Genomic DNA, 25,076 nt, shown 5'->3' with positions numbered 1-25,076 from the left:
GATCGTTACCGCGACGTCCGCGTCGCCCGGAAAAGCCCTGGCAGAAGTAGATCTGTCAGGATCCGACCCGGGGGGCGCGCCGGAGGACTGCGAGGGTGGTCAGGACCATCGTCAACCCCGCCAGGACGGTCGCGGCCAGGAGCAGCCGGGGATCGGTGTGGATGCGTTCGATGCTGCCCTCGACGGGCGGGTCGATGACCGGCGGCGCGCCCGTCACGATGTCCCTGGCGAACCACCACAGCACCACGGCGAGTACAGCGCAGGCGACCGCGGCCACGCCGAGGCGACGCGAGTTCACTCGGGTCCCGGCTCGCGCGGGAGACCGGCGACAGCGCCGGCCAGGGCGCCGTGCAGGGCCGCGGGGTTACGGGACCAGGCGCGGACCTCGCCCCCGGTGTCGAGTCGCAGACCCACGGCCGCCCGGCGGCGGGGCATCTCCCGCAGCTCGCCGAGCAGTCGGGCCGTCTCCCACGAGGCCTCGGAATCGTCGGCGGCGGTGAGGGGCAGCACCTCCTCGATCCGGCGAAGTTCGAGCTCCTCGGTGCCCTGGAGGTACACGTCGGGGGTCAGGCGGACGCGACCGTGGACGCGGGTGGCGGCGATCATCACGCCGTGGCAGAGGGCGGTCGCGATCGCGCAGACGGTGAGCATCAGCCAGTGCACCGGGGCGCCGGTGGCGAGCTCGAACCCTCCGGCAGCGGCGCAGAACGCGGGCGCCGCGAGGATCCAGGCCCAGCTCCAGCCGTCCTCGGCGTACAGGATCGGCCCCTCGGGTTCGATTCCCGGCCGGGCGGCGATGGGTTCACTTGCCGGCACGCGCGCCGCCTCCCGGGGTCGTGTACTGGATGGCCTCGGCCTTGTGCTGGCGCCACACGGCGGCTGCGGCGCACAGTCCCGCGAGGATCTGGAGGGCGATGACGACGAAGCTGATGACGTCTCCCCGCTCCCCCGAGGTCGCGACTCCACCGAACACACCGATCACCACGGACACGGCGTCGACGACGAGGAAGATGGCGACGATGTCGAGCATCGTGCGGGCCCACCCCTTGCCCGCTCGCAACCGGAAGGCCAGCCACACGGTGACGGCGGCGACGATGAGCGCCAGCACCGCCCCGGCCGCCAGAGCGATGGAGAACATGCTCTCGACGGAGACGTCAGTGGACCCGGTGTTGGCGACCGCGTCGCGGAAGGCGTCCCGGGTGGCGGTGGGCAGGTCCCCGAAGCTGGCGGTCGCGGAGTTGATCAGCATCCCGAGCAGTCCGAACGCGGCGGCGGCCAGCCACAGCACCCACGCGGTGTGGATCTCCTCCGGCGGCGGACCGGCCGGCTCGGCGGGTGGCTCGGCGGGTGCGTCGACGTGCGGGTCGCCGGGCGCAGGGCTGTCGCCGGGGCGGTTCCCGCTCGTGGTGTCACCCGACCCCTCGGGGCCCGGTCCGGTCCGGGCGGGCGGGCGCCACGGCCCGCTGCCGCGGGTCACCGGGACCCCCACCCGTCGGCGAGGAGGCGCGCGGCGTGCAGGGCCCAGTAGGTCAGGACGATGTCCGCGCCCGCGCGGCGGATGGAGGTCAGCGATTCCATGACGGCCGGGTCGTGGTCGATCCAGCCGCGCTCGGCGGCGGCGGAGATCATCGCGTACTCGCCGGAGACCTGGTAGGCGGCCACCGGCACGTCGGAGATCTCGGCGGTCTGGCGCAGGACGTCGAGGTAGGACATGGCGGGCTTGACCATGACCATGTCGGCGCCCTCCTCGAGGTCGAGCTGCACCTCGCGCAGCGACTCGCGCAGGTTGGCCGGGTCCTGCTGGTAGGTGCGCCGGTCGCCGCGCAGGGACGAACCGACGGCCTCGCGGAACGGGCCGTAGAAGGCGCTGGCGTACTTGGCGCTGTAGGCCAACACCGCGACGTCCTGGTACCCCTCGCGGTCGAGGGCTTCGCGGATGGCGGCGATCTGGCCGTCCATCATCCCGCTGGGCCCCACGACATGGGCTCCGGCGGCGGCCTGGGCGACGGCGAGGTCGTTGTAGGCGGCGAGCGTGGCGTCGTTGTCGACGATCTGCTCGCCGCGCGGGTCGGTGCCGAGCACACCGCAGTGGCCGTGGTCGGTGAACTCGTCGAGGCAGGTGTCGGCCATGATCACGAGGTCGTCGCCGACCTCGGCGCGGACGGCGGACAGCGCGCGGTTGAGGATGCCGCCGGGGTCGGCGCCGCAGCTGCCGGTGGCGTCCTTGTCCGCGTCGAGGGGCACGCCGAACAGCATGATGCCGCCCAGTCCCGCCTCGGCGGCGGCGACGGCCTCGCGCCGCAGCGAGTCGACGGTGTGCTGGACGACCCCGGGCAGCGACGAGATGTCGCGCGGGGCGTCGATCCCGTCGGCCACGAACGCGGGGAGCACCAGCTGCCGCGGGGCGAGCGTGGTCTCGGCGACGAGCCTGCGCATGGCCGGCGTCGAGCGGAGTCGACGCGGGCGCACCAGTGGCGCGGGAACGGACGTGGTCTCGTCAGGCGGTGTCGTCACGACCCCCACTGTACGAAAGTCGCCGGTGGTCGGGCGCGGCGCGGACCTGCGCTACGTCGCGACGCGCCCGCGCACGAGCTCGGCGCCCGGCCCGCCGAGGCGGTGGAGGTGCACTGTGCGGCCGGTGAGCGCCAGGAACAGGTCCCGCGTCGATCCGGTCACCTCGGGCCCGTCGCCGGCGGCCCAGGCGTGATCGTCGGCGACCATGCGCACCCCCTCGGTCGGCAGGGGGCGGAACACCTTGGCGTTACCCCGGCCGCCGTAGGACACGACCCGGTCGGCGGCCTCGGCGATCTCCTCGGCGGGGATCGGGATCTCGCGGCCCAGCGGGATGGTGATGTCCTGCGTGTGCCCCACCACATCGATCAGCGCCTCGCGGCAGGTCAGGCCGGGGAACGGCCGGTGGTGTCCGATCATTCCGCGGAGGGCGGCGACGATCTGCTCGTCGGACATCCGTCGGGCCAGCGCGGCGGAGCCGTCGCGGATCATGCGGTTGGTGCTGCCCGGGTAGCGCAGGAACATCGGCACGAGGCGCCACCGCGGGAGCCCGGCGAGGGTGAGGTGCGCTGCGACCTCGCGGACGGTCCACGCCTCGCACAGCGAGGGCCGGTCCCAGTCGCCGGGCGGGAGCTCGTCGAGGCAGTCGGCGACCGCGCGGCGGCGCCGGTCGACGGCCGCCCAGACCTCGGTGTCGTCCATGACGACCCCTTCCTCCGGTGCGACCCGACCACCCGGGCCGCGACTAGTACCATGATAGGACTATATTCGGTCGCCGGACCTGAGGAGTTGCCGTGGACCCCGAGACCCCGCCCGGCGGGCCACCCGCGCCGACGAGCCTGCTCATGTGGCTGGGCTACCGCGCGGCGGAGGACCGGATCGCGGCGGCGCTGGACGCCGCCGGCTTCGGTGACATCACGCGCGCGCAGATCCGCCTGCTGGCGGGGATCGACGACGACGAGGGCACGCGACTCATCGTGTTGGCTGAGCGCGCCCGGATCGCCAAACAGACCGCGACCGCCCTGGTCGACAGGTTGGCGGCGGCGGGGTTCGTCCGGCGGGTGGCGGATCCGGATGACGGCCGGGCCCGGCTGGTCCGGCTCACGGCGCGGGGCCGGGAGCTCATCCCGGTCGCCCGGGCGGAAGAGCGACGCGTCGACGCCGAGTGGGAGGCACACCTCGGCGCAGAGCGGATGGCCGGGTTGCGGGCGGCGCTGGCCGAGCTCCGCGGGCTCGTCGACCCCTGAACACGCGCCTGCCCCGCGCGGCTGGTCGGCCGGACGGGGCAGGCGGTGCGGGCGGCGGGGCTGCGGCTCAGCGGCGCCGGGCGCGGCGGCGCGGGGGCGGCAGTTCGCCGGCCGCGCGCAGGTGGTCGGCGTGCGCGGCGAGGGCATCGACCAGGTCGAGCACGGACGCGTTCTCGGGCTGGACGTCCACGCGCAGGCCGAACTCGGCGGCGGTCTCCGCGGTGCGCGGCCCGATGCAGGCGATGAGCGTGCGCGCGTGCGGCTTACCGGCGATGCCGACCAGGTTGCGGACGGTGGACGAGCTGGTGAAGCACACCGCGTCGAACCCGCCGGTCTTGATCATCTCGCGGATCTCGGCGGCCGGCGGGGCGGCGCGGACGGTGCGGTACGCGGTGACGTCCTCGATCTCCCAGCCGCGGCCCGTGAGGCCCTCGGCGAGGGTCTCGGTGGCGATGTCGGCGCGCGGCAGCAGGACCCGGTTGACGGGGTCGAGCACGTCGTCGTACGGCGGGAACACCTCGAGCAGGCCGAGGCTGGACTGCTCGCCGCTGGGCAGCAGCTCGGGCTGGATGCCCAGTTCGCGGACGCGGGCGGCGGTGCCCTCGCCGACGCAGGCGATCTTCACGCCGGAAAAGGCGCGGGCGTCGAGGCCGAACTCGACGAACTTCTCCCACACGGCGCGCACGGCGTTGGAGGAGGTGAACACGACCCACTGGTAGCGGCCGTCGACGAGGCCCTTGACGGCGCGCTCCATCTGGGCGGGGCTGCGGGGCGGCTCGACGGCGATGGTGGGCACCTCGACGGGCACGGCGCCGTGCTCGGCGATGCGGTCGCTCATCTCGGCGGACTGCGCCTTGGTGCGGGGCACGAGCACGTTCCAGCCGAACATGGCGCGCGACTCCCACCACTGGTGGCGGTGACGCTCACCGGCGGACTTGCCGATGGTGACCACCAGGTCCCCGTCCATGTCGCGACCGACCTCGGCCATGGTGGCCAGGGTACCGTCGGCGGACTTCTGGGCGCAGAGCGAACCGGAGCAGGTGACGGTCACCGGGGTGCCGGCGGCGAGTCCCTGCTCGGCGAGGCTGGAGGCGGCCTCGGCGAGGTGCCGGCCGGTGGTGCGCAGGACGATCGGGCCGGGCGAGCCGACGAGAGCGGCCCAGTCGACCTTGCCGCGGCCGTCGGCGAACACGTAGCCGGAACCGAGCGCGATGCCGGCGAAGGCGGGAACGGCGGTGGCCTCGGCGACGCCGGGGACGACCTCGAACGGCACGACGGTGCGGCCGACGGCGGCGATCTCGGTGACGGTGGCGTCGGTGGTCATGGGGTCGCCGGTGACGAGACGGACCACGTCGCGGCCCTTCTTGGCCTCGGCGACGAGCTGCTTGGCCACGGCGGCGGGCTCACCGAGCACGGGGCGGACGTCGGCGGCGGTGGGCGCGGGCAGGGCCTTGAGACGCTTGATCTCGGCCTTGTCCTCGGCGGCCACGGCGGCGTCCATCTCGGCCCGGCGCGCGTCGAGCAGTTCCTGCGGCACCGGGACCTCGGTAGCGACCAGCGCCAGCACGTCGGCCGAGACGTCGGCGTCGGCGAACACCAGCGGGTTGCCGGTGAGGACCTCTTGGGCCCGGCAGGTGAGCATCCCCGCGTTGCCTGGACCGCCGCCGACGAAGCGGACGGTTCCGGGGCGGGTGGTGCGTGCTCGAGTCATTGTTCGTCTCTCCGTGGGGTGGGTGCCGCGCGCTGGCTGCGCGCGAGATGGGAGTTCGGGGATCAGGGGTCGGTGACGGTGGGTGGCGCCGTCGTGGATTCCCTCGGTACGAGTGGGGCGCGTTGCTCGGGCGATTCCCCGGCCATGAGGTCACGGGCGCCGCGGTCGAGCAGTTCGGCCGCGAGTCGGCGGCCCAGCTCGTCGGCGGCGGCGATCGGTCCGTCCGGGTGGTCTGCGGTGGCGGTGGTGCCGTGGGTGCGCAGGACGGTGGAGCCGTCGTGGGCGGCCGCCACCGCGTGCAGCGTCAGTTCGCCACCGCTGTCGAGTCCGGCGCCGTCGAGTTCGGCGCGCGCGCCGACCGGGGCGGTGCAACCGGCCTCGAGGTCGCGCAGGAGCCTGCGCTCGGCGGTGATCCGGACCCGGGAGGGCAGGTGGTCGACGACGGTGAGGGCCTCGGCGGCCTCGGTGTCGTCGGCGCGACATTCGACGGCGAGGGCGCCCTGCGCGGGGGCGGGGAGCATCTCGTCGATGCCGAACCGGTGGGTGGCACGCTCTCCCGCACCGGTGCGGTCGAGGCCGGCCGCCGCCAGGACGACCGCGTCGAGGTCGCCGCTGGTGACGTATCCCATCCGCGTGTCGATGTTCCCGCGCAGGGGGTGCAGGTCGAGGTCGGGGCGCAGGGCCGCGAGCTGGGAGCGCCGGCGCGGGGCGGAGGTCCCGACCCGGGCGCCCTCGGGCAGCGTGGCCATGGTGAGCCCGTCGCGGGCGATGAGCACGTCGGACGGGTCGACGCGCGGCGGCACGGCGATGGGGGCGAACCGGTCGTCGGGCGCGGTCGGCAGGTCCTTGTACGAGTGGACGGCGATGTCGCAGTCCCCGCGCTCGAGGGCGGCGCGCAGTTCGAGGGTGAACACGCCCACGCCGATGCGCTCGACCGGGGCCATCACCACGTCGCCGCGGGTCCGCACGATCACCAGTTCGGCCGGGTACCCGGCGGCGATGAGGGCGTCGCGGACGTGCCCGGCCTGGGTGGTGGCCAGGGTGCTGCCCCGCGTGCCCACCTTCAGGGTCCTGCTCATGACGCCTCCTCGCTTCTACCGTCCACGGTGTTGTCCAGGTCGAACAGTGTGCGTACGACCGCCGCGTAGTTCTCGCCGTCCGGTTGGGCGGCGAGTTCCCGGAACCGCACCGTGGGCGGGTGCAGAAGCTTGTCGACGACCCGGCGGACGGTGTTGGCGACCTCGTCGCGGACCTTCTCGTCCATGTCTGGCAGCCGGGACTCGAGCCGGCGCATCTCGGCCGCGACGACCTGCCCACCGCGCCCGCGCAGCTGCCCGATGAGCGGCCCGACGCCGGCCATGCGCTCGGCCTGCGTGTACGCGGTGAGCTCGGCGTCGACGATCGTGCGGGCGGCGTCGGCGTCCGCGGCGGCGGCGGAGGTGGCGGGGTCGGCCTTGAGCGCCTCGATTCCCAGGACGGTCACGCCGGGCAGGCCGGCGACGGCGGGGTCGACGTCGCGCGGCATGCCGAGGTCGCAGATGACGAGCGGGCCGCGGTCGCCGCGGCCCGCGAGCGCGGTGTGTACGTCGCCCAGGGTGACGACGGTGCCGACGGCCCCGGTGCAGGTGAAGAGGATGTCGGCGCGGGCGACGGCCTCGGCGAGCCCCGCGAGGGGGAACGCCGTGGCCGGGGTGCCGGAGTCGCCGGCGATCTCGGCCAACCGGTCGGCGCGCTCCGGGGTGCGGTTGGTGATCTCGATGTGGGAGATCCCGCCGCGGCCGAGGTGGGCGACGGCCAGGCCGCCCATCGCGCCGGCCCCGAGCACGACCGCCCGGCGTCCGTCGAGACTGCGGCTGGCGCCGTCCGAGAGGATCTCGGCCGCGCGGTCCAGCGCGACGGAGACGACCGACGCGCCGGCGGAGTCGATGCCGGTCTCGGTGTGCACGCGCTTGCCCACGTGCAGCGCCTGCTGGGCGAGCCGGTGCAGGGTGGTGCCGGCCGCGCCGATCTCGGACGCCGACTGGTAGGCGGTGCGGATCTGGCCGATGATCTGCTGCTCGCCCACGACCATCGAGTCCAGTCCCGAGGCCACGGAGAACAGGTGCTCGGCGGCGGACTCCGAGTAGCGCACGTACAGGTGGCGGCTCAGTTCGTCGGCGCCCAGGCCGGAGTGGCGCGAGAGCAGGGTCACGACGTCGTCCAGCGCCGGGTGGAACGCGTCCACGGCGGAGTAGACCTCGACGCGGTTGCAGGTGGTGACGATCATCGCCTCGTCGACGTTCTCGCCGGCGATGAGTTCCTCGGTGAGCCCGTCGCGCTCGGACTCGGAGACGGCGACCGCCTCGAGCAGTGACACCGGCGCACTGTGATGGGACAGCCCCACCAGGAGAATGCTCACAACCGCCCCCCGGACGCCAGGGCCTCGGGGGCCCATGCCAGAATGGATGCCAACTCGTCAACTCGGCGAGGAGACGGTCGGAGAACAGACGGGGCCCCGCAGGACGAACTCGCGGAACGCTGGTCCACAGTCGGTCGTCTCCCGTCGGTGTGCACGGCTGCGTACAAGGCGCTCCCATGGCGGAAACACCCTGCCGGGACGGCCGTGGCCTCAAGCCTGCGTACGACCCGTAACGGGCTCCACCGTAACCCGCCTGACACCCCGGGACAAAACCGTGACAGGGGCGGATGCTATATCCGGCCGCCCTCCCGCGGGCACCGTGAACAGCACGGACCGCAGTACGGTGGCATCCGTGCCCCCTCGCCGCAGGTCCTCGTCGACCATGTCCGCCGCGACCCGCGCCCGATACGCGAAGCGTCGTCAGCGGCGTCTGTCCCGCGTCGACAACGACCTCACCGACCCGCAGTGGGCCCGGATCCTCGACGCGTGGAAAGCCTGCGCCTACTGCTCCGCGACCGGGCCCGCGCTGCAGAAGGACTGCGTCCAGCCCATCTCACGCGGCGGGCGCTACACCCTGGAGAACGTGGTCCCGGCCTGCGCGTCGTGCAACGCGAGCAAGCACAACAGCGAGGTCACCGGGTGGCTGCGGCGCAAGAAGCTCGACGAGGGCGCGTTCCTGCTCCGGCACGCGACCATCCTGCGGGACCTGCGCGACGCGCCGCGGGAGGAGTGACCGCCCACCGTCGCGGCCACCGCCGCGCGCACCCCCCGGCACCGCCCGCGCCCGTCGGCCGGTTCAGTCCCATCCCGGGAACGGGCCGGCCCCGGCGAGGGTGGCCAGCAGCTCGTCGTCGTCGACCTCCCAACACGAATGCTCCGCGCCGTCGACCAACACCACCGGCAGGCGGTCGCCGTATTCGGCGGCGAGTTCGCGGTCCGCGGCGTGGTCGACGTCGGTCACCTCGAGCCGGGCGCCCGCACCCTCGCACAGTGGGATCAACTGGCCGTGGACGCGGATGCAGCTGCCGCAGCCCTCGCGGGTCAACAGGGTCACCGTGTGCACCATGGCTCGATAGTGCACCACCCCCTCGGGGCTGCTCTAGGATGGGGTCCCCGCGCCCTTCAGGAGGTCCCGCCCGGTGAACGACTCCCGCCCGGTGAACGACGACGCCGACGACAACGACGACGACAACGCGCCCACCCCCGGCGGCGAGGCCTCCGAGGACGCCGCCGAACCGGTGGAGTCCCACCGCTCCCGGTCCGGCCCGCGGCTTCCCGGTCGTGCCGATCTCGGCTCGGCTCTGGGTCGGCTGCTGTGGCGGCGCCGCGACGCGCGGATCCAGCGGCGCGCCGGTGAGGCCTCTGCCCAGCACGCCGTCAAACTCGAGCCCGGTGCCGAGCCCGGCCCGCCGCTGGCCGACTACGACCCCGCCGAGGGCGAGGGCGAGGGGTCCGGCGCGGGCGCGGGCGCGGGTGCCGGGACCGCCGTCGCCGACCGCCCCGCGGACGCCGTCGCCGAGCGTGCGGCAACCGACCGTGCCGCCGCCGACCGTGCCGCCGCCGAGACCGACGAGTCGCTCGAGCCGTTCGTGCCGGACCCGCGGGTCGCGGCGTTCTTCGACGTGGACAACACCCTCATCCAGGGCGCGTCGATCATCCTGCTGGCCCGCGGGCTGGCCAAGCATCGCTTCTTCACCGCGCGCGACGTCGCCGGGTTGGCGTGGTCGCAGGCCAAGTTCCGGATCTCCGGGGAGGAGAACGCCGAGGACGTCGCCACCGGACGCGACAAGGCCCTGAGCTTCGTCAAGGGTCGCACCGTCGCCGAACTGACCGAACTGAGCGAGGAGGTCGTGGACACCTCGATGCTCGACCGCGTCTGGCCGGGCACCCGCTCGCTGGTGCAGATGCACCTGGACGCCGGGCAGCAGGTCTGGCTGGTCACCGCGACGCCGGTGATGCTGGCGCGGGTGATCGCCGCCCGGTTGGGCCTGACGGGTGCGCTGGGCACGGTCGCGGAGGAGGAGTACGGCGTCTACACCGGCCGCCTCGTGGGCGACATCCTGCACGGGCCCGGCAAGGCGCACGCGATCGCCAAGCTCGCCGAGGCCGAGGGCTTCGACCTGGCCAAGTGCTACGCGTACTCGGACAGTTTCAACGACATGCCGATGCTCACGATGGTGGGCAACCCGGTCGCCATCAACCCGGATTCGAAGCTGCGCAAGTACGCCTCGGAGAACGGCTGGAACATCAAGGACTTCCGCACCGTCCGCAAGGCCGCGAAGAAGGCGATGCCGGGTGTTCTCGCCGTCGGCGGGCTCGCGGGTGCCCGGGCGGCCGCGCGCTCGGACTACGCCAGCCGCGCGATGGACCGGGCGCGCCGCATCTTCTGACGCGGGTCCGCGCCGGGGCGCTCCCCCGCCGCCGGCTCAGCCGAAGAAGACGCTGCCGCGGCGGGCGAGGTTGCGGAACAGCGTGTTCTGGATGGTCTCCCGGACCTGGTCGGTGATCTCGAATACCACCATCGGGTCCTCTGCGGCGTCGGGCCCCAGGTGCGAGGTCTCGATCGGCTCGCCGAACTCGATCGTCCACTTGGTGGGCAGCGGGATGCCGCCGAGCGCGCCGAGGAGTGGGAACGCGGGCGTGACGGGCATGTACGGCAGGCCGAGCAGCCGCGCGAGCGCCGGGACCTCACCGATCTTGGGGTAGATCTCCTCGGAGCCGACCACCGAGCACGGGATGATCGGCGCGCCAGCGGCCAGGGCGGTGGCCACGAACCCGCCGCGGCCGAAGCGCTGCAGGCGGTAGCGGTCGGCGAACGGCTTGCCGAGCCCCTTGAAGCCCTCCGGCCACACGGCCACCACGTGACCGCTCTCCAGCAGGCGCTCGGCGTCGGCGGCACAGGCCAGGGTCGCCCCCGCCCGGCGGGCCAGCGGCGCGGAGACCGGCAGCGACATGGCCAGGTCGGCGGCGAGCAGACGCAGGGCGCGTCCGGCGTGGTCGTGGACGGCGACGGTGGTCATCATCCCGTCGAGCGGCAGGACGCCGGCGTGGTTGGAGACGATCAGGCCGGCGCCGTCGGCGGGGATGTTCTCGGCACCGATCACCTCGACCCGGAACCAGTGCTCGAACAGCGGCCGCCACAGGGGCAGCCACACGTTGGTGTGGAAGTGCTCGTCGAACCCGAACTCGTCGACCTCGTACCCGCCGGTGACACGGGAGGCCAGGAGCTCGCCGGCGGCGTTGACGGCGTCCGCCAGGGTGGACAGGGCGCTGATGTCGCCGGTCGCGAGCATCGTGTCGACACCGCGGGTCAGTTCGCGGACGGGCGCCAGGACCTCGGCATCGAGGGGCAGTGCGTCGACCACCTGACCGATCGAGCTGCGCAGGGAGGTGAGGAACCTGTCGACGATCCTGCCGAGCTCGGTGGCCGCGGCATCGCTGTTGGTGGTCTCCCCTACGAAGCCCTCGCCGACGGTTCGGTAACCGGGGGCGTCGCGTCGGCCCTCTCCCCAGCGGGGGCCGCCGAGTGGTTGGGACAGGTCGAATTCCGGGCCCTTCACGGCGCCCCCTCCTCGATCGGGTCGGGCTCGTTCGGTTCCGCCTCGTTCGGTTCCGGCACGCTCGGCTCCGGCAGGGCCCCTATCGACTCGAGCTCGCCGATGGTCGAGTTCACGCCCGCGCGCAGTCGGCTGGCCACCGGGCCGGGCAGTCTGCTGGCGATCTTGGCGGTCTTGCGCTCGAGTGCGGCGCGCGTGACGAGGGGCTCGGCCCCCGAGTCGACGAGGTAGGCGTGCAGCGCCTCCTCGGTGGTGTACCGGGGCGTGAACCCGAACCTGGTGCGCATCCGGGTGGTGTCCATGGTGCGGCCGTACCGCAGGTAGCGCAGCTGCGAGGGCCCGATGTCGCGCAGTCCCTGGCTGGAGAGCAACCGCGCCGCGAGTTTGAACGTCTGCGGCATCACCGGCAGCGGGATGTGGCCGGCGCGGCGGATGGCCTGCGTCAGGGTGAGGATGCCGTCGGCCGCGATGTTGTACGTCCCGGGGGGCGCCCCCGTCGCTGCGTGCAGCAGCGCATCGAGTGCGTCCTGCGGGTGCAGCAGCTGGATGCGCGGGTCGTATCCGGCCAGGACCGGTGCGACGGACGGCAGCAGCAGCTCGCCGACCACCGTGGGCTCGGGCAGCCCGAGGATGGCGGGGATGCGCAGGATCGTCACGTCGATGTCCGGACGCTTGCGGGACATCCCACGCACGTACCCCTCGACCGACAGGTGGTCGAGCGGGATGCCGCCACTGGGCTGACGCCGGGCGGCCATGTCCTCGGTGAACATCGCCGGGTCGACCCCCGAGGAGCCGTACACCGAGGTCGACGAGATGAGCACGAACCGCTTGACCGTCGCGGCCCGTCCGCACGCGGCGATCACGTGCATGGAGCCCATGATGTTGGCCTCCTTGACGGCCGCGCGGCCGCCGGGGGCGAAATCGGTGTGGTGCAGCCCGGCGTGCACGACCGTGTCGATGCCGGCCTCACGCAGAATCCCCTGCAGGCGCGGGGACTGCGGGTCGAGGCGCACGAACTCGGCGTCGCGCATCCGTCGGCGGTGCTGCGGCGACGGCTTGACCGAGTCGATCGCCAGGACGCGCTCGACGGAGTCGTTGCGCAGCAGCATGCCGACCAGGTGGGCGCCGAGATACCGGCTACCGCCCACGACCGCGACGGCGCGAGCCGGGCTACGGTCTGGCAGTTCGGTGTCCACCCGGCCGAGTCTAACTGCGGACCCCCCTGCCCATGTGCGCGGACCTCGCCGCCGACGCCGGCCGAGCGGCGCCCCGCCCCGAAATACACCGATACCCGCCACCACTGTGGGTGACGGGCATCCGCTACAGGCGTGAGTCCGGGCGCTACCGAGGCGCCGCCGGACTCACTTACCGAGTTTGCGACGCTGCACGCGGGTACGGCGGAGCATCTTGCGGTGCTTCTTCTTGGACATACGCTTGCGGCGCTTCTTGATCACAGAACCCATATCGGGGTCACCTACCTGTCGACTACTGGTCTGGGGCCTTACGGCCCGCGAAGGGCCTTGACTTGCGCTCCGGCGCCTGAGAGCGAGCTCGAAAGCCGGGACGGAACCCGTCCAGACTACCTCTCGCTCCCCGCGGCCACGAAAACGGGCCGGACACCGCCCCGCCGGGGCGGTTCAGTGCGTCAGCCCGCGGAGAAGTACGACGTGTCGAGGTACTCGTGCACGGCCTTGGAGTGGACCCGGAACGACCGCCCCACCCGCACGGCGGGCAGCTCGCCCGAGTGCACGAGTCTGTAGACCGTCATCTTGGACACGCGCATCAGCGCGGCGACCTCGGCCACGGTGAGGAACTGCGAGCCCCCCGCCGCCTGTGCGCCGCTATCGGTCTTGTCGGTAGTCGCCATCGTCACAACCCTTCGTGGCACGCGTCGTGCCGCAGGCTTCCCCTCCTGCGGTACGGACACGCACGTGCTGGGCATGAGCCTAGCGTGAATGGTGTGATCAATGCGACGGGAGTGGGCGAATTACATCGACGACACGCCGCCCGATCCGCGCCTCACCCGCCCTGAGCTGGGCTTGTGCTAAATGAGCGACCCGCCGGGTGGGTCACATCTCACCCGGCGGGTCGGTTCGGTAGGGGCACACCCGGCCCGTTCGGTCGCCTCGGCGACGGGCCCGGGTGGCGGGTCAGTCGATCTCGTCGTCGTCGTCGCCATCGGTGGAGGCCAGTGCCAACGCCCGCGACCGCGACGCCGCCGCCTCGACCGCGTCCGCCACCGCCGAGCGCAGTCCCCCGGCCTCCAGCCTGCGGATCGCCGCCGCGGTGGTGCCGCCCGGGGAGCTGACGTTGTAGCGCAGTTCGGCGGGTCCCTCGCCACCGCCGGTGAGCATCGCGCCCGCGCCGAGCGCCGTGCCGGCCGCCAGCTTCAGCGCCACGTCGCGCGGCAGCCCGCGCTCCACGCCGGCGTCGACCATCGCCTCCGCCATGAGGAAGAAGTAGGCGGGGCCGGACCCGGACACCGCGGTCACCGCGTCCATCTGGGCCTCGGTGACGACGACGACGAGGCCCACGCTCTCCATGATCGTGGACACCTGCTCGAGGTGCTCATCGCGCGCATAGCGGCCCTTGCAGAGCGCGGAGACGCCGTGCCCGACGAGCATCGCCGTGTTGGGCATGACCCGCACGACCGGCGAGCCGGCGCTGAGCTTGTTCTCCAGCACGGTCGTCGGCACGCCGGCCGCGAGCGAGACCACGATCGACTCGTGGACGCTGTCGGAGATGGCGTCGCCGATGCGGCCGACCACCGCCGGCACGTCCTGGGGCTTGACGGCCACCACGATCACGTCGGCGCCCTCGCAGCCGATGTCGAGGCTGGTGGACAGGATGTTGTACTTCTTGGCCAACTGGTCGGCGCGGGCCTCCACGGCCTCGATCACCACGATGTCCGACGGCTCGGTCCCGGCCTCACGGAGTCCCGCGATGAGGGCCTCGCCGATGCGTCCGCCACCGACCACTGCGATTCTCGTCATGCCCTTACAGTGCCACACGCGTGCGCGGCCGCCCGCCGGCTGCGGGAGACGGGGCTGCCCGCTCGCGCCACCCATCGAATCGCGCCCGCCGCCACCGCCGCCTATTCGATGTCGCTCCACCTATCGCATCCGTTGGGTGGAGCGACATCGGATGGGCGGCGGGAGGGATTCGGTTGCCCGTCGCCGGTTCCCGCTCGCGCACCGCGGCTGAAACGGCCCCGCCCGCACCTGGAGCAGGCGCGGGCGGGGTGCGGGCGGAGTGGGAGCCGGGGCTGGGGCCGGCTAGGAGACGAGTCTGAGCAGGAGTGGCCCGCACGTCACGCCCAGGCCGACGATCACGGCGAGGGCGATGCTGACGGAGTCGTTGCTCCTGCGCAGGACACGGACCATGGCCACCAGTCCGACGATCACCACGATCGCCAGCGCGAAGGCCACCCATGGCAGGTCGCGCCAGAGCAGCTGGAAGCCGATGAACAGGGCCGCGCCCGCGACCGCGGAGGCGAGCACCTGCGCGACAAGGATCAGCCACTGCGACGCCGGCGACCGCTCGGGCTCGGCTCCGCCGGGGGCGTAGTCGAAGTCGCGGTACTGCGAGCTGTCCGGCTCCGCAGGGGTCTGCTGCGACGCAGGTGCCGGCGTCGCGGCGTCGGCCCGGTCGGCGTCGGCCCGGTCAGTGCCCGTTCGGTCGGCGACCGGGGCGTCGGACCGGGGTCGATCGACCGACTGCTGGTCCGCTGTCGTTGCGTCAGTCTGCGCCGCGTCGTTGCCGGTCGCGTCGGACTTCGTCTCGTCGACCTTCGGCCGCTCGGTGCCGGTGCCCGCGCCGGCCACTGCCGCAGCCATCCCCGCGACTCCCGCGCCTCCGGCGGCGGCAGCAGTCGCCGCGCCGAGGGCACCCCCGCGCGTGGCGGAGTCGGAATCGTCGGGCTGCCCGGCTGGCGCCTCGGGGGCGCGGTGGGCGGTCGAGCCACTGCCCGACGGCACACCCCATGCGGAGGCATCGGCCCCTGCGGCGGGCTTGTCTGCGGCGGCGGGCTTGTCGGCCGCCGGAGCGGTGGGGGCCCCGGCGGGCTTCTCGGTGACGCGCTTGTCTGCTGTGACGGCCGTGTCGGTGGCCCCGGAAGCCTTGCCGACCTCGGCAGAACCGGAGGTCGCGGCAGACTTGTCCGTGCCGGGCTTGGCGGTGCCGGGCTTGCCGGGGGCGGCCTTGGCGGTGGCGGGCTTGACCGCCGGGGCGGTGGACGAGGCCGGCGCGGCCTTGTCTCCGGTTCCGGCCGCTGCGGACGGAGCTGACTTGTCGCCCGAGCCCGGGGCTGCGGTGCCGGCGACACCGGCAGCAGCAGCGCCCGCAACACCTGCGGCCGCGGCGCCGGCGGGCCCCACGCCCCCACGATCAGCGGGCGTCGGGCGGGTGGCGGGAGCGTCGGACCCCGACTGCTCCGCATCCTTGCGCTTGCGGCCGAACAGCCCGCGCAGGCCGCCCTTCTTCCCCTGCTGGGCCGCGTCGTCGGGGGCGGAGCGCGACGGGGCGGGCGCGGACGGAGTCGCCGACGTCGGGGCCTGCTGCGGTGAGGCGGCCGGCATCCGCGTGGTGGCCTGCTGCGAAGCCGGCGGTGTGGTTGCCGACGGCGGGGTGGACGGCGTCGTGGTGGCCGTCGACGAGGCCGGCGGCGTGGTGGTGCCCGATGGCGTGGTGGCCTTCGCCGCGGACGACTTCTCGGCCGACCCGGCCGGCGTGGACGCGGGCGCCCCTGCCTCCGGGGCCCGCCGCCGTCCCGAGGGCCGCGGGGTCTGCGGGGCCTCAGAGGTGGACGACCTCGTCGTCGTCCCCGGGGTCTTCTCGGCGCCCGTCGGGGCACCACCATCCGGCACCGACTCCGCGCCCTGGTCGGCGTCGCCGCCGGCGGCTGCTGCCTCCTCGGCCTCCCGCGCCCGACGCCGCGCCGCGCGACCACTGAGCACGGTGTCGTCGGTGATCTTGGGGATCTCACCGGTGAGCTCGGAGACGCTGAGTCCGCCGCCCTCGTCGGCCCGGCGACGCCGACGCCCGGCCGGGGCGTCCTGCTGCTCCGCGCCCATGCGCTTGAGCAGCTCCGCCACGGTGATCTGCTGACCGTCTGAATCCTCGGCCATCGTCAGCTCCCCTTCCCGTCGCCGCCCACGTCCCGGTCGAGACGCTGCAGGATGAGCCCCTCTCGCAGAGCCCACGGACAGATTTTCACACTTTCCAGACCCAACGCACGCATGGACGCCTCCGCCACCAGCGCTCCCGCCACCACCTGATGCGAGCGGTCGGAGCTGATGCCCTCCAACTCTGCCCTGTCGGCGGCCGTCATGCGGGAGATAAACGCGATCACCTGCCGCAGACCGGCGGCTGTGAGCACCCGGTCCACCCGTGGGCCCTCCGACGACGGCGCCGCACCCGTGAGCCGGGCCAACATACGGAACGTCTTGGAGGTGGCGCACGCGAGGTCGGGCTCACCGGCCGCCCGGAGTTCCCGGGCCGGCCCGTCGAGCTCGGCGTCGATGTAGTCACGCAGCTGGTTGATGCGCTTGCGCTCCGGCGGGTCGGTCTTGAACCAGTCGTGGGTGAGCCGGCCGGCGCCCAGCTGCAGACTGAACGCCTGCTCGGGCAGCTCGTCCTCCCCGTGGGTCATTTCCAACGACCCACCACCGATGTCGAGGTTGATGATCCGCCCCGCGCTCCAGCCGTACCATCGACGCGCGGCGAGGAACGTCATGCGCGCCTCGTCCTCACCGGAGAGCACCCGCAGCTCGATGCCGGTCTCCTTCTCCACCTTGGCCAACACGTCGTCCGAGTTGGCCGCGTCGCGCACGGCGGAGGTGGCCAACGCCATGACCTCGCGGCACTTGGTCGCCTCGGCGAGCTCGGCGGCCTCGTTGACCGCGTCGATGAGCCGGGCGATGCCGGTCTTGGAGATGTTGTTGTCGTCGTCCAGGTACTCGATCAGGCGTAGCCGGGTCTTGGAATCGTTCATGGGCGTGGGATGACCACCCCGGTGGGCATCGACCACCACGAAGTGGACCGTGTTACTTCCCACGTCCAGGACACCTAATCTCACACGACCACCCTAAACGGTCTACGGTCGCAGGTTGTGACCGCCACCGAACGCCCCCCGACCCCGGGCGCCCCTCAGCCCGAGGTCCCCCTCGACTTCCCGCGGGAGTGGTACACGTTCCCCGACCCCGCGAATGACGAACATCTGATCTCCGCCGACATGACCTGGCTGCTGTCGTCGTGGACGTGCGTCTTCGGCACGCCCGCCTGCCACGGCATCGACCGCGACCAGCCCGACTCCGGTTGCTGCACGCACGGCGCCTTCCTCTCCGACGACTCCGACCGGCAGCGGCTCGAGGCCAACGTCGCCCTGCTGCGTCCGGAGGAATGGCAGCACCGTGAGGCCGCCCACGCCGCCGCGGCGGCGGAGGGAGCCGCGCAGGAGGCGTGGCTGGAGGAGGACGAACTGACCGGTGACGACGGCGAGATGGAGCCCGCTCTCAGGACGCGCCGCCTGGGCGGGAGGTGCGTATTCTTCAACGACGTCGGATGGCCGACCGGGTCGGGCTGCGCCCTGCACCACTTGGCCGGGCGGACGGGGCGGAGCCTGCCCGAGTCCAAGCCGGACGTCTGTTGGCAGCTGCCGATCCACGTGACCCGCGAATGGGAGACCCGCCCCGACGAGGTGGAGATCCTCCACACCCGCGTCGGCGAGTACGACCGCCGCGGCTGGGGCCCGGGCGGGCTGGACCTCGACTGGTACTGCACAGGCTCGCCCGAGGCTCACGTCGGCGTCGACCCCGTCTACATCTCACTGCGTGACGAACTCGTCGAGCTCCTGGGCGCGCAGTGCTACGAGGTGCTCGCCGCGGCGTGCCGGCGTCGGCGGCAGCTCGGGATCGTGGCCGTGCACCCGGCGACCGAGCGGGCCGGCGGCTCCTGAGCGGGTCCCGAGCGGGGCGCTCCAGAATCCGCTACTCCGGCTCCGGATCCGCTACCCGTGTAGGGGTAGCGGATCCGGACGGAGGCTAGCGGATTTGCAGCGGGGCGGTCAGCCCTCGAACTTGTAGCCCAGCCCGCGGACGGTCACCAGGTGCACCGGCTTGCCGGGATCGGACTCGATCTTCGAGCGCAGACGCTTGACGTGGACGTCGAGGGTCTTGGTGTCGCCGACGTAGTCCGACCCCCACACCCGGTCGATGAGCTGTCCGCGCGTGAGGACCCGGCCCGAGTTGCGCAGCAGGTACTCCAGCAGGTCGAACTCCTTGAGCGGCAGCGTGACGGCCGAACCGCGGACCAGCACCGTGTGCCGCTCGATGTCCATCCGTACCGGCCCCGACTCCAGGACGCCGATGTCGCTGACCGGCTCCGCCTCGGCCTCGGCACCGCGGCGCAGCACCGCCCGGATGCGGGCGATGAGTTCGCGGGCCGAATAAGGCTTGGTCACGTAGTCGTCGGCGCCCAACTCCAGGCCGACGACCTTGTCGATCTCACTGTCGCGGGCGGTCACCATGATCACCGGGACGGTCGACGTCATCCGCAGTCGCTTGCACACATCGGTGCCGGACATCCCGGGGAGCATGAGGTCCAGCAGCACGATGTCCGCGCCCTCGGACTCGAAGTTCTCCAGCGCGGTCGGGCCGTCCCCCGCGACGGTGACCTCGAAGCCTTCCTTGCGGAGCAGGAACGCCAGCGGATCCGCCAGCGAGTCCTCGTCCTCCACGATCAGCACCCTGGTCACGGCACCTGGTCCTCTCCTTGGTCGGCGTGCTCGGCGCCGGGGGTCCCCCCGGCGCCACCCGGCTCCACATGAGCCGGAAGTTCGAGTGTGAAGGTCGACCCCGTCCCGGGGCGGCTCCACAGGCTTACGGCGCCGTTGTGGTTCTGGGCGACGTGCTTGACGATCGCCAGCCCCAGTCCGGTCCCGCCGGTGGCGCGGGAACGGGCCTTGTCGACGCGGAAGAACCGCTCGAAGACGCGGGCCTGGTGCTCCGGGGCGATGCCGATCCCGCGGTCGGTCACGCGCAGCGTCACGGTGTCACCGGTCGCGGCCCGGGTGATCGACACCGGGGTGCGGTCGGGCGAGTAGTTGATGGCGTTCGAGATGAGGTTCGACACGGCCGTGACCAGGAGGGTCCAGTCCCCCTTGACCTCCAGCCCGGACGGCGCATCGGTGATGAGCTCGATCCCGGCCGCCTCCGCCGCCGACGCCGACCGGCGCAGTGCCTCGGCCACCACGTCGTCCACGTCCACCGGCTCAGGGTCGCGGATCCGTTCGGCCCCCTGCAGTCGCGAGAGTTCGATCAGCTCGGAGACCATCTTGCCGAGCCGCTGGGCCTCGCTCACCACGCGTCCGCCGAAGTACTCGACCGAGTCCGGGTCATCCTTGGACTCCAGCAGCGCCTCGGCGAGCACCGCCATCGCCCCGACCGGGGTCTTTAGCTCGTGGGACACGTTGGCGACGAAGTCGCGGCGGGCCGCCTCCATACGACGGTGCTCGGAGTCGTCGTCGGCGAAGACCACGACGAACTGCTCGCCGTTGCCCTCGAGGATCTCCCCGCGCCCGCTCACCGACGGGATGCGGCGGCGGCCGGGGGCCATCTTGGCGGGAAGGTCGAACCGGGTGGGGTGGCCGTCCGTGAACGTCGACCGGGCCGCGCGCCAGACCGGCTCCACCAGCAGGCGGTCATCGACAATCCCCAACTCCGCTGCACGACGGTTGTAGAGGACCACGTCCTGGTGGCGATCCACGACCGCCAGTGCGTACGGCGCCTGCTGATAGACGCCCCGCAGGACATCCAGCCGGCTGGGCCCGGCCTGCTCCGCGCGCCGACGCTCACCGCGTCGGTGGATCAGTGGGACGACGAAGCCGCCCGCGATGAAGCCGATGATCCCGGCGACGATCGCGAGGAAGATCCCCAGACTGACCTGCACGACCCCGATCCTACGGTGTGGCGTTCCGTCGCCCGAATCGCCAAACCCCCGGCCACCTGCGCGAAGTTCGCAGGCTGCCGGGGGTTCGCGACCCGTTCACCGGGCCTTCACCTACTACTTGCCGCCCTGGTTGGCCACGGCGGCCGCACCCGCGGCGGCGGCCTCCGGATCGAGGTAGGTGCCGCCCGGGTTGGCGACCAGCCCGGTCTCGTCGAAGTGGTAGACCAGCGGGATCCCGGTGGGGATGTTCAGGCCGGCAATATCCTCGTCGGAGATGCCGTCGAGGTGCTTGACCAGGGCGCGCAGCGAGTTGCCGTGCGCGGCCACCATCACGGTCTTGCCCTCCGCGAGCTTGGGGGCGATCTCGGCGGCGTAGTACGGGATGAACCGGTCCACGACGTCCTTGAGGCACTCGGTCAACGGCACCTCCGGCAGGTCGGAGTAGCGCGTGTCGGAGGTCTGCGAGTACTCATTGTCCGGGTCGATCGGCGGCGGCGGGGTGTCGTAGCTGCGGCGCCACAACATGAACTGCTCGTCGCCGAACTGGTCCTTGATCTCCGCCTTGTTCAGGCCCTGGAGCTTGCCGTAGTGACGCTCGTTGAGCTTCCAGTGCCGGATCACCGGGACCCAGTGACGGTCACACGCGTCCAGCGCGATGTTCGCGGTGGTGATCGCGCGACGCAGCAGCGAGGTGTACAGGATGTCCGGCAGGATCCCCGCCTCGGCGAGGAGCCTGCCGCCGCGGACCGCCTCCTCCCGACCGAGATCGGTGAGGTCGACATCGACCCAGCCCGTGAACTGGTTGGATGCGTTCCACGTGGACTGCCCGTGACGCAGGAGGACGAGTGTTCCGTAAGCCATACGGCCATTATGACCCGCGCTCCGAGGACTACGGTGCAGACATGACCACACACGCCGGAGACACCCCCGAATCGACCGGGCGGCCGTGGACCGTCCACTACACGCCGGGGACCACGCAGGATCTCGACTACGGCACCACCACGCTGATCGACCAGTTCGACGACGCCGTGAGCACCTACTCGTCCCGGCCCGCCACCGAGTTCTTCGGCCGCCTGACGACCTACGCGGACCTGGGCAGGCGGGTGCGCCGCGCCGCCGAGGGCCTGCGGCGCCTGGGCGTCGACCGCGGCGACCGCGTCGCCGTGCTGCTGCCCAACTGTCCCCAGGGCGTCGCGGTCTTCTATGCGGCCCTGCGCATCGGTGCGATCGTCGTGGAGCACAACCCCCTGTACACCGCCGACGAGCTCGAGGGCCCCTTCGCCGACCACGGGGCGAAAGTGGTCGTGACCTGGAACGTCGTCGCGCCCGTGGTGCGGGACCTCGCCGACCGGCCCGGCACCGCGATCGAGCACATCATCTCGGTCGACCTGCTCGACGAGCTCCCCGCCGCCAAGAGGCTGGCGCTCAAGCACCTGCCGGTGCCGTCACTGCGCGCCGCCCGGGACAAGCTCTCCCGGCCGGCCCCCGGCACGCTGGACTGGGCGGACCTCGAGACGGGCGCCGAGCTGGACTTCTCGTACCCGCGGCCGGCGGCCGGGGACCCCGCACTGATCCTCTACACCTCCGGCACGACCGGCACCCCGAAGGGCGCCGTACTCACCCACGCCAACCTGGTGGCCAACGCGAAGATGGGCCAGGCGTGGGTGCCCGGGCTCGAGTTCGGCCGCGAGCGCTTCCTGGCCTCCCTGCCGATGTTCCACGCCTACGGGGTGACGCTGTGCGTGGTGATCGGGATCGCGGTCGGCGCGCGGCTGCAGCTGGTGCCGACCCCCGACATGGACCTCATCATGCCGATCATGAAGAAAGACCTGCCCACCTTCATCCCGGCCGTCCCGCCGATCTACAGCAAGATCCTCGAGGAGGCGGACAGGCGGAAGATTTCCCTCCACGGCATCAAGCACTCGCTGTCCGGCGCCATGAGCCTGCCCGCCGAACTCATCGAGAAGTGGGAGTCCGCCACCGGTGGTCTGCTCGTGGAGGGCTACGGGATGACCGAGACCTCCCCCATCACCGTCGGCAACCCCATGTCGACGGCGAGGCGGGCCGGCTCCATCGGCGTCCCGTTCCCGGACACCGACATCCGTGTCGCGGACAAGGACGATCCCTCGCTCGACGTCCCGGCCGGCGAGCCCGGTGAACTGTTGGTCAAGGGGCCGCAGGTGTTCCCGGGCTACTGGCGCAACGAGAAGGCGACCGCCGAGACCTTCCACGACGGTTGGATCCGCACCGGCGACGTGGTGGTGCAGGACTCCGACGGCTTCCTCCACGTGGTGGACCGGATCAAGGAGATGATCGTCACCGGCGGGTTCAACGTCTACCCGTCGGAGGTCGAGGCGGTGCTGCGCACGGCCCCGGGCGTCGCGGACTGCGCCGTGGTGGGCCGCCCGAGCCCCGACGGCGGCGAGAAGGTCATCGCCGCGGTCGTGCCGGAGCCCGGCGCCACACTCGACCCCGACGCCCTGCGCGCGCACTGCAAGGGCTCGCTGGCCGGGTACAAGGTCCCGCGCGAGTTCGTCGGAATGGACGCACTTCCCACCAACCCGATGGGCAAGGTCCTGCGCAAGAAGGTCGCACAGCAGATCAACGCCTGACCTGCGCGCTGTCCCGGCCCCGGGCTACTCGGGCTGGGGCAGGTCCTCGGTGAGGTGGCGGAACGCGTCGAGGTTGCGCAGCGGCTCGCCCCGGGACACGCGCCACTCCCACTCACGGCGGATCGAGGTGTGGAAGCCCAGCTCGATGAGGACGTTGAAATCGTGGTCGGCGGCCTCGAGCACCTGACCCAGCACGCGATCGAGCTCCTCCTCGGTCACCGCGACCAGCGGCATCCGGCCGACGAGGTAGATGTCGCTGTTGTTGTCCAGCGTGTAGGCCACCTGGTACAGCCGCCGGTTGCGCCGCAGCAGGTAGTTGTAGACCTTCTCGAAGTCCTCGTCGGGTCGGCGGCACACGAACGCCTCGATGCGCACGCTCTCCCGGTTCACCGTTAGATGGCACGCGGTCTTCAGGCGCTTCTCCCCCGGCAGGATCACGACGAAGGTGCGTCCGTCGGCCAGCGTCGACTCGATCTCCCGTTCCACCAGGAATGTGCGGATCCGCTCGACGGTGGGGGCGTCGACATCGTCCCGGTGCGGGGCCGGCCCGTCGTCGTCCATGCGCTTGCTCTCGGTGGGGTCGATCATCGTGACTCCTTCGGGGTGGTCGGCTGGGACTTGTCGTCGGCTGGGGCCTGTCGTCGGCAAAGACTTGTCGTCTGCCGGGCCAGGCGTCGGCCGGGCCTCGTAGGCGATTCGACGCGGCGGCTCCTGCGGACGGGAGATCAGGACGCGGTGGCCTCCGCACGCCGGGCCCGGTATGCGGCCATCGTGCCCGCATACGAGGACAGCAGCCCGTCGGCGGTGGAGTCCCAGGAAAACCCGGAGGCTTTTACCGGGGCGGCCCGCGACATCGACAGGCGCAGCTCGTCGTCGTCCAACAATCCCGACAACACGCGCGCCCACTCCCGCGGATCGTGCCCGTCGACGGTGATCCCGGTCCGGCCGTCGCCGACGGCCGTCGGCAACCCGCCCACCGCGGCCGCGACGACGGGGGTGCCGCACGCCTGCGCCTCGAGCGCCACCAGCCCGAACGACTCGGAATACGACGGCACCGCCACGATGTCGGCGGCGCGGTAGACGTCCACCAGCTCCGACGGCGGGCGCGGCGCCAGGAAGCTCACGCGGTCGGCCACACCCAGCTCCTCGGCCAGGTCCATGAGCGAACGCGGCCGCTCGAGCCCCGACCCGCTGGGCCCGCCCACCACGAGCAACCGCACGTCGCGGTGCGGCTCGGCCCGGACGATCTCGGCGAGCGCCCGCACCACCACGTCGGGAGCCTTGAGCGGCTGGATGCGGCCGACGAACGCGATCACCTCGGAGCGCTGCCCCAGCCCGAGCGCGCGGCGGGCCCGCTCGGTGCCGCGCTGGGTGCCGGGGGTGTACTGCTCGAGGTCGGCGCCGGGCGGGACCACGTCGATGTGGGCCGGGTCGGCGTCGTAGTAGTCGACGAGTTCGCGCAGTTCGCCGGTGGTATTGGCGACGAGCCGGTCGGCCGCGTCCACGATCTGCTGTTCACCGATACGCCGGGACTCGGGCTCGGGGGTGTCCCCCTCGGCGAGGACCGCGTTCTTCACCGCCGCCAGGGTGTGCGCGGTGTGCACCAGTGGCACGCCCCAGTGCTCGGACGCGACGAGCCCGGCCTGGCCCGAGAGCCAGTAGTGGGAGTGGATGAGGTCGTAGTGGCCCGGCGCCTGCCCGGCCTCCGCCCGCATCACGCCGGCGACGAACGGGCACAGCTGCGTGGGAAGGTCCTCCTTGCGCAGGCCCTCGAACGGTCCGGCCACGATGTTGCGGACCAGCACGCCGTCGCCCGCCTGCTCGGCCGGCGGCTGCGACGAGTGGGTGGCGCGGGTGAAGATCTCGACCTCCACCCCGCGGCGGGCCAGGCGGCGTGCGGTCTGCAGGACGTAGACGTTGAGCCCACCCGCGTCGCCCGTGCCCGGCTGGGCGAGCGGCGAGGTGTGGAAGGACAGGACCGCGATGCGCCGGGGCAGGGGATGCGCGGCGCCGGGGTCGAGGTCGGTTACGGTCACCCGTCCGATTGTGCCCCCGCCCGCGCCGGGGTGCACGTCGCCCGTGCCCCCGCCCGCC

The 25,076-nt window shown here is 72.4% G+C and carries 26 protein-coding genes; 5 read left to right on the top strand and 21 right to left on the bottom strand.

Annotated features, from left to right (window positions below; translation table 11 throughout):
* Positions 1 to 55: 55 nt before the first annotated feature.
* From NR111_RS14275 to NR111_RS14255, 5 genes are read right to left on the bottom strand one after another with little or no spacing between them, the layout of a single operon-like run.
* Positions 56 to 298, bottom strand: coding sequence for a hypothetical protein (locus NR111_RS14275; RefSeq protein WP_096906791.1), 243 nt, complete (start codon positions 296 to 298; stop codon positions 56 to 58).
* Positions 295 to 816, bottom strand: coding sequence for a hypothetical protein (locus NR111_RS14270; protein ID WP_096906790.1), 522 nt, complete (start codon positions 814 to 816; stop codon positions 295 to 297). The genes NR111_RS14275 and NR111_RS14270 overlap by 4 nt, the downstream gene beginning before the upstream one ends.
* Positions 803 to 1,477 (bottom strand): hypothetical protein, encoded by a 675-nt coding sequence (locus tag NR111_RS14265; RefSeq protein ID WP_256821176.1) that lies wholly within the window; start codon positions 1,475 to 1,477, stop codon positions 803 to 805. The genes NR111_RS14270 and NR111_RS14265 overlap by 14 nt, the downstream gene beginning before the upstream one ends.
* Positions 1,474 to 2,514, bottom strand: coding sequence for a porphobilinogen synthase (gene hemB, locus NR111_RS14260; protein WP_308202022.1), 1,041 nt, complete (start codon positions 2,512 to 2,514; stop codon positions 1,474 to 1,476). The genes NR111_RS14265 and hemB overlap by 4 nt, the downstream gene beginning before the upstream one ends.
* A gap of 51 nt (positions 2,515 to 2,565) precedes the next feature.
* A complete protein-coding gene (locus tag NR111_RS14255) occupies positions 2,566 to 3,213 on the bottom strand; it encodes a maleylpyruvate isomerase family mycothiol-dependent enzyme (RefSeq protein WP_256821175.1) in 648 nt (215 codons plus the stop codon).
* A 92-nt stretch (positions 3,214 to 3,305) separates the two neighbouring features.
* Here NR111_RS14255 and NR111_RS14250 point away from each other — a divergent pair, with 92 nt between their 5' ends.
* On the top strand, positions 3,306 to 3,758 hold the full coding sequence (locus NR111_RS14250; RefSeq protein ID WP_308202021.1) for a MarR family transcriptional regulator: 453 nt from the start codon (positions 3,306 to 3,308) through the stop codon (positions 3,756 to 3,758).
* Between the two features lie 67 nt (positions 3,759 to 3,825).
* Here the strand turns inward: NR111_RS14250 and NR111_RS14245 are convergent, their stop codons facing one another.
* From NR111_RS14245 to NR111_RS14235, 3 genes are all read right to left on the bottom strand, one after another.
* Positions 3,826 to 5,469 (bottom strand): uroporphyrinogen-III synthase, encoded by a 1,644-nt coding sequence (locus NR111_RS14245; protein WP_120286041.1) that lies wholly within the window; start codon positions 5,467 to 5,469, stop codon positions 3,826 to 3,828.
* A 62-nt stretch (positions 5,470 to 5,531) separates the two neighbouring features.
* Complete coding sequence (gene hemC, locus NR111_RS14240; protein ID WP_067713630.1) at positions 5,532 to 6,548, bottom strand: hydroxymethylbilane synthase; 1,017 nt, start codon at positions 6,546 to 6,548, stop codon at positions 5,532 to 5,534.
* Positions 6,545 to 7,867, bottom strand: coding sequence for a glutamyl-tRNA reductase (locus tag NR111_RS14235; protein WP_173674800.1), 1,323 nt, complete (start codon positions 7,865 to 7,867; stop codon positions 6,545 to 6,547). The genes hemC and NR111_RS14235 overlap by 4 nt, the downstream gene beginning before the upstream one ends.
* A gap of 382 nt (positions 7,868 to 8,249) precedes the next feature.
* Between NR111_RS14235 and NR111_RS14230 the strand changes: the two genes are divergently transcribed.
* Positions 8,250 to 8,600: an HNH endonuclease gene (locus tag NR111_RS14230; RefSeq protein ID WP_120286044.1), complete on the top strand. Its 351-nt coding sequence runs from the start codon at positions 8,250 to 8,252 to the stop codon at positions 8,598 to 8,600.
* Between the two features lie 63 nt (positions 8,601 to 8,663).
* On the opposite strand, the gene NR111_RS14225 is transcribed toward NR111_RS14230, so the two are convergent.
* Entirely contained in the window at positions 8,664 to 8,933 is a 270-nt protein-coding gene (locus NR111_RS14225; protein WP_256821170.1) for a glutaredoxin family protein, read from the bottom strand.
* Between the two features lie 73 nt (positions 8,934 to 9,006).
* Between NR111_RS14225 and NR111_RS14220 the strand changes: the two genes are divergently transcribed.
* Positions 9,007 to 10,257 (top strand): HAD family hydrolase, encoded by a 1,251-nt coding sequence (locus NR111_RS14220; RefSeq protein ID WP_371606926.1) that lies wholly within the window; start codon positions 9,007 to 9,009, stop codon positions 10,255 to 10,257.
* 36 nt (positions 10,258 to 10,293) lie between these two features.
* Here NR111_RS14220 and NR111_RS14215 read toward each other — a convergent pair whose 3' ends face one another.
* The 7 genes from NR111_RS14215 to NR111_RS14185 form a co-directional block, all read right to left on the bottom strand.
* Positions 10,294 to 11,427, bottom strand: a complete 1,134-nt coding sequence (locus NR111_RS14215) for a lysophospholipid acyltransferase family protein (RefSeq protein ID WP_372502684.1) — start codon at positions 11,425 to 11,427, stop codon at positions 10,294 to 10,296.
* Positions 11,424 to 12,620, bottom strand: a complete 1,197-nt coding sequence (locus NR111_RS14210; protein ID WP_256821169.1) for an NAD-dependent epimerase/dehydratase family protein — start codon at positions 12,618 to 12,620, stop codon at positions 11,424 to 11,426. Before NR111_RS14210 ends, NR111_RS14215 begins: the two co-directional genes overlap by 4 nt.
* 165 nt (positions 12,621 to 12,785) lie before the next feature.
* The gene (locus NR111_RS14205) at positions 12,786 to 12,887 is read right to left on the bottom strand and encodes a 30S ribosomal protein bS22 (protein WP_003855542.1); all 102 of its coding nucleotides are present in this window, start codon (positions 12,885 to 12,887) and stop codon (positions 12,786 to 12,788) included.
* 182 nt (positions 12,888 to 13,069) lie between these two features.
* The gene (locus NR111_RS14200; RefSeq protein ID WP_067718677.1) at positions 13,070 to 13,291 is read right to left on the bottom strand and encodes a helix-turn-helix domain-containing protein; all 222 of its coding nucleotides are present in this window, start codon (positions 13,289 to 13,291) and stop codon (positions 13,070 to 13,072) included.
* Positions 13,292 to 13,574: 283 nt separating this feature from the next.
* Entirely contained in the window at positions 13,575 to 14,417 is an 843-nt protein-coding gene (proC, locus tag NR111_RS14195) for a pyrroline-5-carboxylate reductase (RefSeq protein WP_256821159.1), read from the bottom strand.
* A gap of 282 nt (positions 14,418 to 14,699) precedes the next feature.
* Complete coding sequence (locus tag NR111_RS14190) at positions 14,700 to 16,550, bottom strand: hypothetical protein (RefSeq protein ID WP_256821158.1); 1,851 nt, start codon at positions 16,548 to 16,550, stop codon at positions 14,700 to 14,702.
* 2 nt (positions 16,551 to 16,552) lie between these two features.
* On the bottom strand, positions 16,553 to 17,500 hold the full coding sequence (locus NR111_RS14185) for a Ppx/GppA phosphatase family protein (RefSeq protein WP_172812179.1): 948 nt from the start codon (positions 17,498 to 17,500) through the stop codon (positions 16,553 to 16,555).
* A 33-nt stretch (positions 17,501 to 17,533) separates the two neighbouring features.
* Between NR111_RS14185 and NR111_RS14180 the strand changes: the two genes are divergently transcribed.
* Entirely contained in the window at positions 17,534 to 18,379 is an 846-nt protein-coding gene (locus NR111_RS14180) for a hypothetical protein (RefSeq protein ID WP_256821157.1), read from the top strand.
* Positions 18,380 to 18,487: 108 nt separating this feature from the next.
* Here the strand turns inward: NR111_RS14180 and NR111_RS14175 are convergent, their stop codons facing one another.
* From NR111_RS14175 to NR111_RS14165, 3 genes are all read right to left on the bottom strand, one after another.
* A complete protein-coding gene (locus tag NR111_RS14175; protein ID WP_256821155.1) occupies positions 18,488 to 19,177 on the bottom strand; it encodes a response regulator transcription factor in 690 nt (229 codons plus the stop codon).
* Complete coding sequence (locus tag NR111_RS14170; protein ID WP_256821153.1) at positions 19,174 to 20,370, bottom strand: ATP-binding protein; 1,197 nt, start codon at positions 20,368 to 20,370, stop codon at positions 19,174 to 19,176. Before NR111_RS14170 ends, NR111_RS14175 begins: the two co-directional genes overlap by 4 nt.
* A gap of 114 nt (positions 20,371 to 20,484) precedes the next feature.
* Positions 20,485 to 21,231 (bottom strand): phosphoglyceromutase, encoded by a 747-nt coding sequence (locus NR111_RS14165; RefSeq protein ID WP_206472734.1) that lies wholly within the window; start codon positions 21,229 to 21,231, stop codon positions 20,485 to 20,487.
* Between the two features lie 41 nt (positions 21,232 to 21,272).
* Between NR111_RS14165 and NR111_RS14160 the strand changes: the two genes are divergently transcribed.
* The gene (locus tag NR111_RS14160; protein WP_256821151.1) at positions 21,273 to 22,982 is read left to right on the top strand and encodes a long-chain-fatty-acid--CoA ligase; all 1,710 of its coding nucleotides are present in this window, start codon (positions 21,273 to 21,275) and stop codon (positions 22,980 to 22,982) included.
* A 24-nt stretch (positions 22,983 to 23,006) separates the two neighbouring features.
* Here the strand turns inward: NR111_RS14160 and NR111_RS14155 are convergent, their stop codons facing one another.
* Both NR111_RS14155 and mshA read right to left on the bottom strand, forming a co-directional pair.
* Positions 23,007 to 23,543 carry a YbjN domain-containing protein gene (locus NR111_RS14155; RefSeq protein ID WP_163376447.1) on the bottom strand — a complete coding sequence of 179 codons (537 nt, stop codon included), beginning with the start codon at positions 23,541 to 23,543 and terminating at the stop codon, positions 23,007 to 23,009.
* Positions 23,544 to 23,707: 164 nt separating this feature from the next.
* Positions 23,708 to 25,018 carry a D-inositol-3-phosphate glycosyltransferase gene (mshA, locus tag NR111_RS14150; RefSeq protein WP_256821149.1) on the bottom strand — a complete coding sequence of 437 codons (1,311 nt, stop codon included), beginning with the start codon at positions 25,016 to 25,018 and terminating at the stop codon, positions 23,708 to 23,710.
* Positions 25,019 to 25,076: the final 58 nt, after the last annotated feature.

It is taken from the genome of Dietzia sp. Die43, assembly GCF_024519835.1.
Taxonomy (GTDB): Bacteria; Actinomycetota; Actinomycetes; order Mycobacteriales; family Mycobacteriaceae; genus Dietzia; species Dietzia kunjamensis.
Note: the sequence above shows the minus strand (reverse complement) of the source record. Positions and strands in the feature narration are given on the sequence as shown.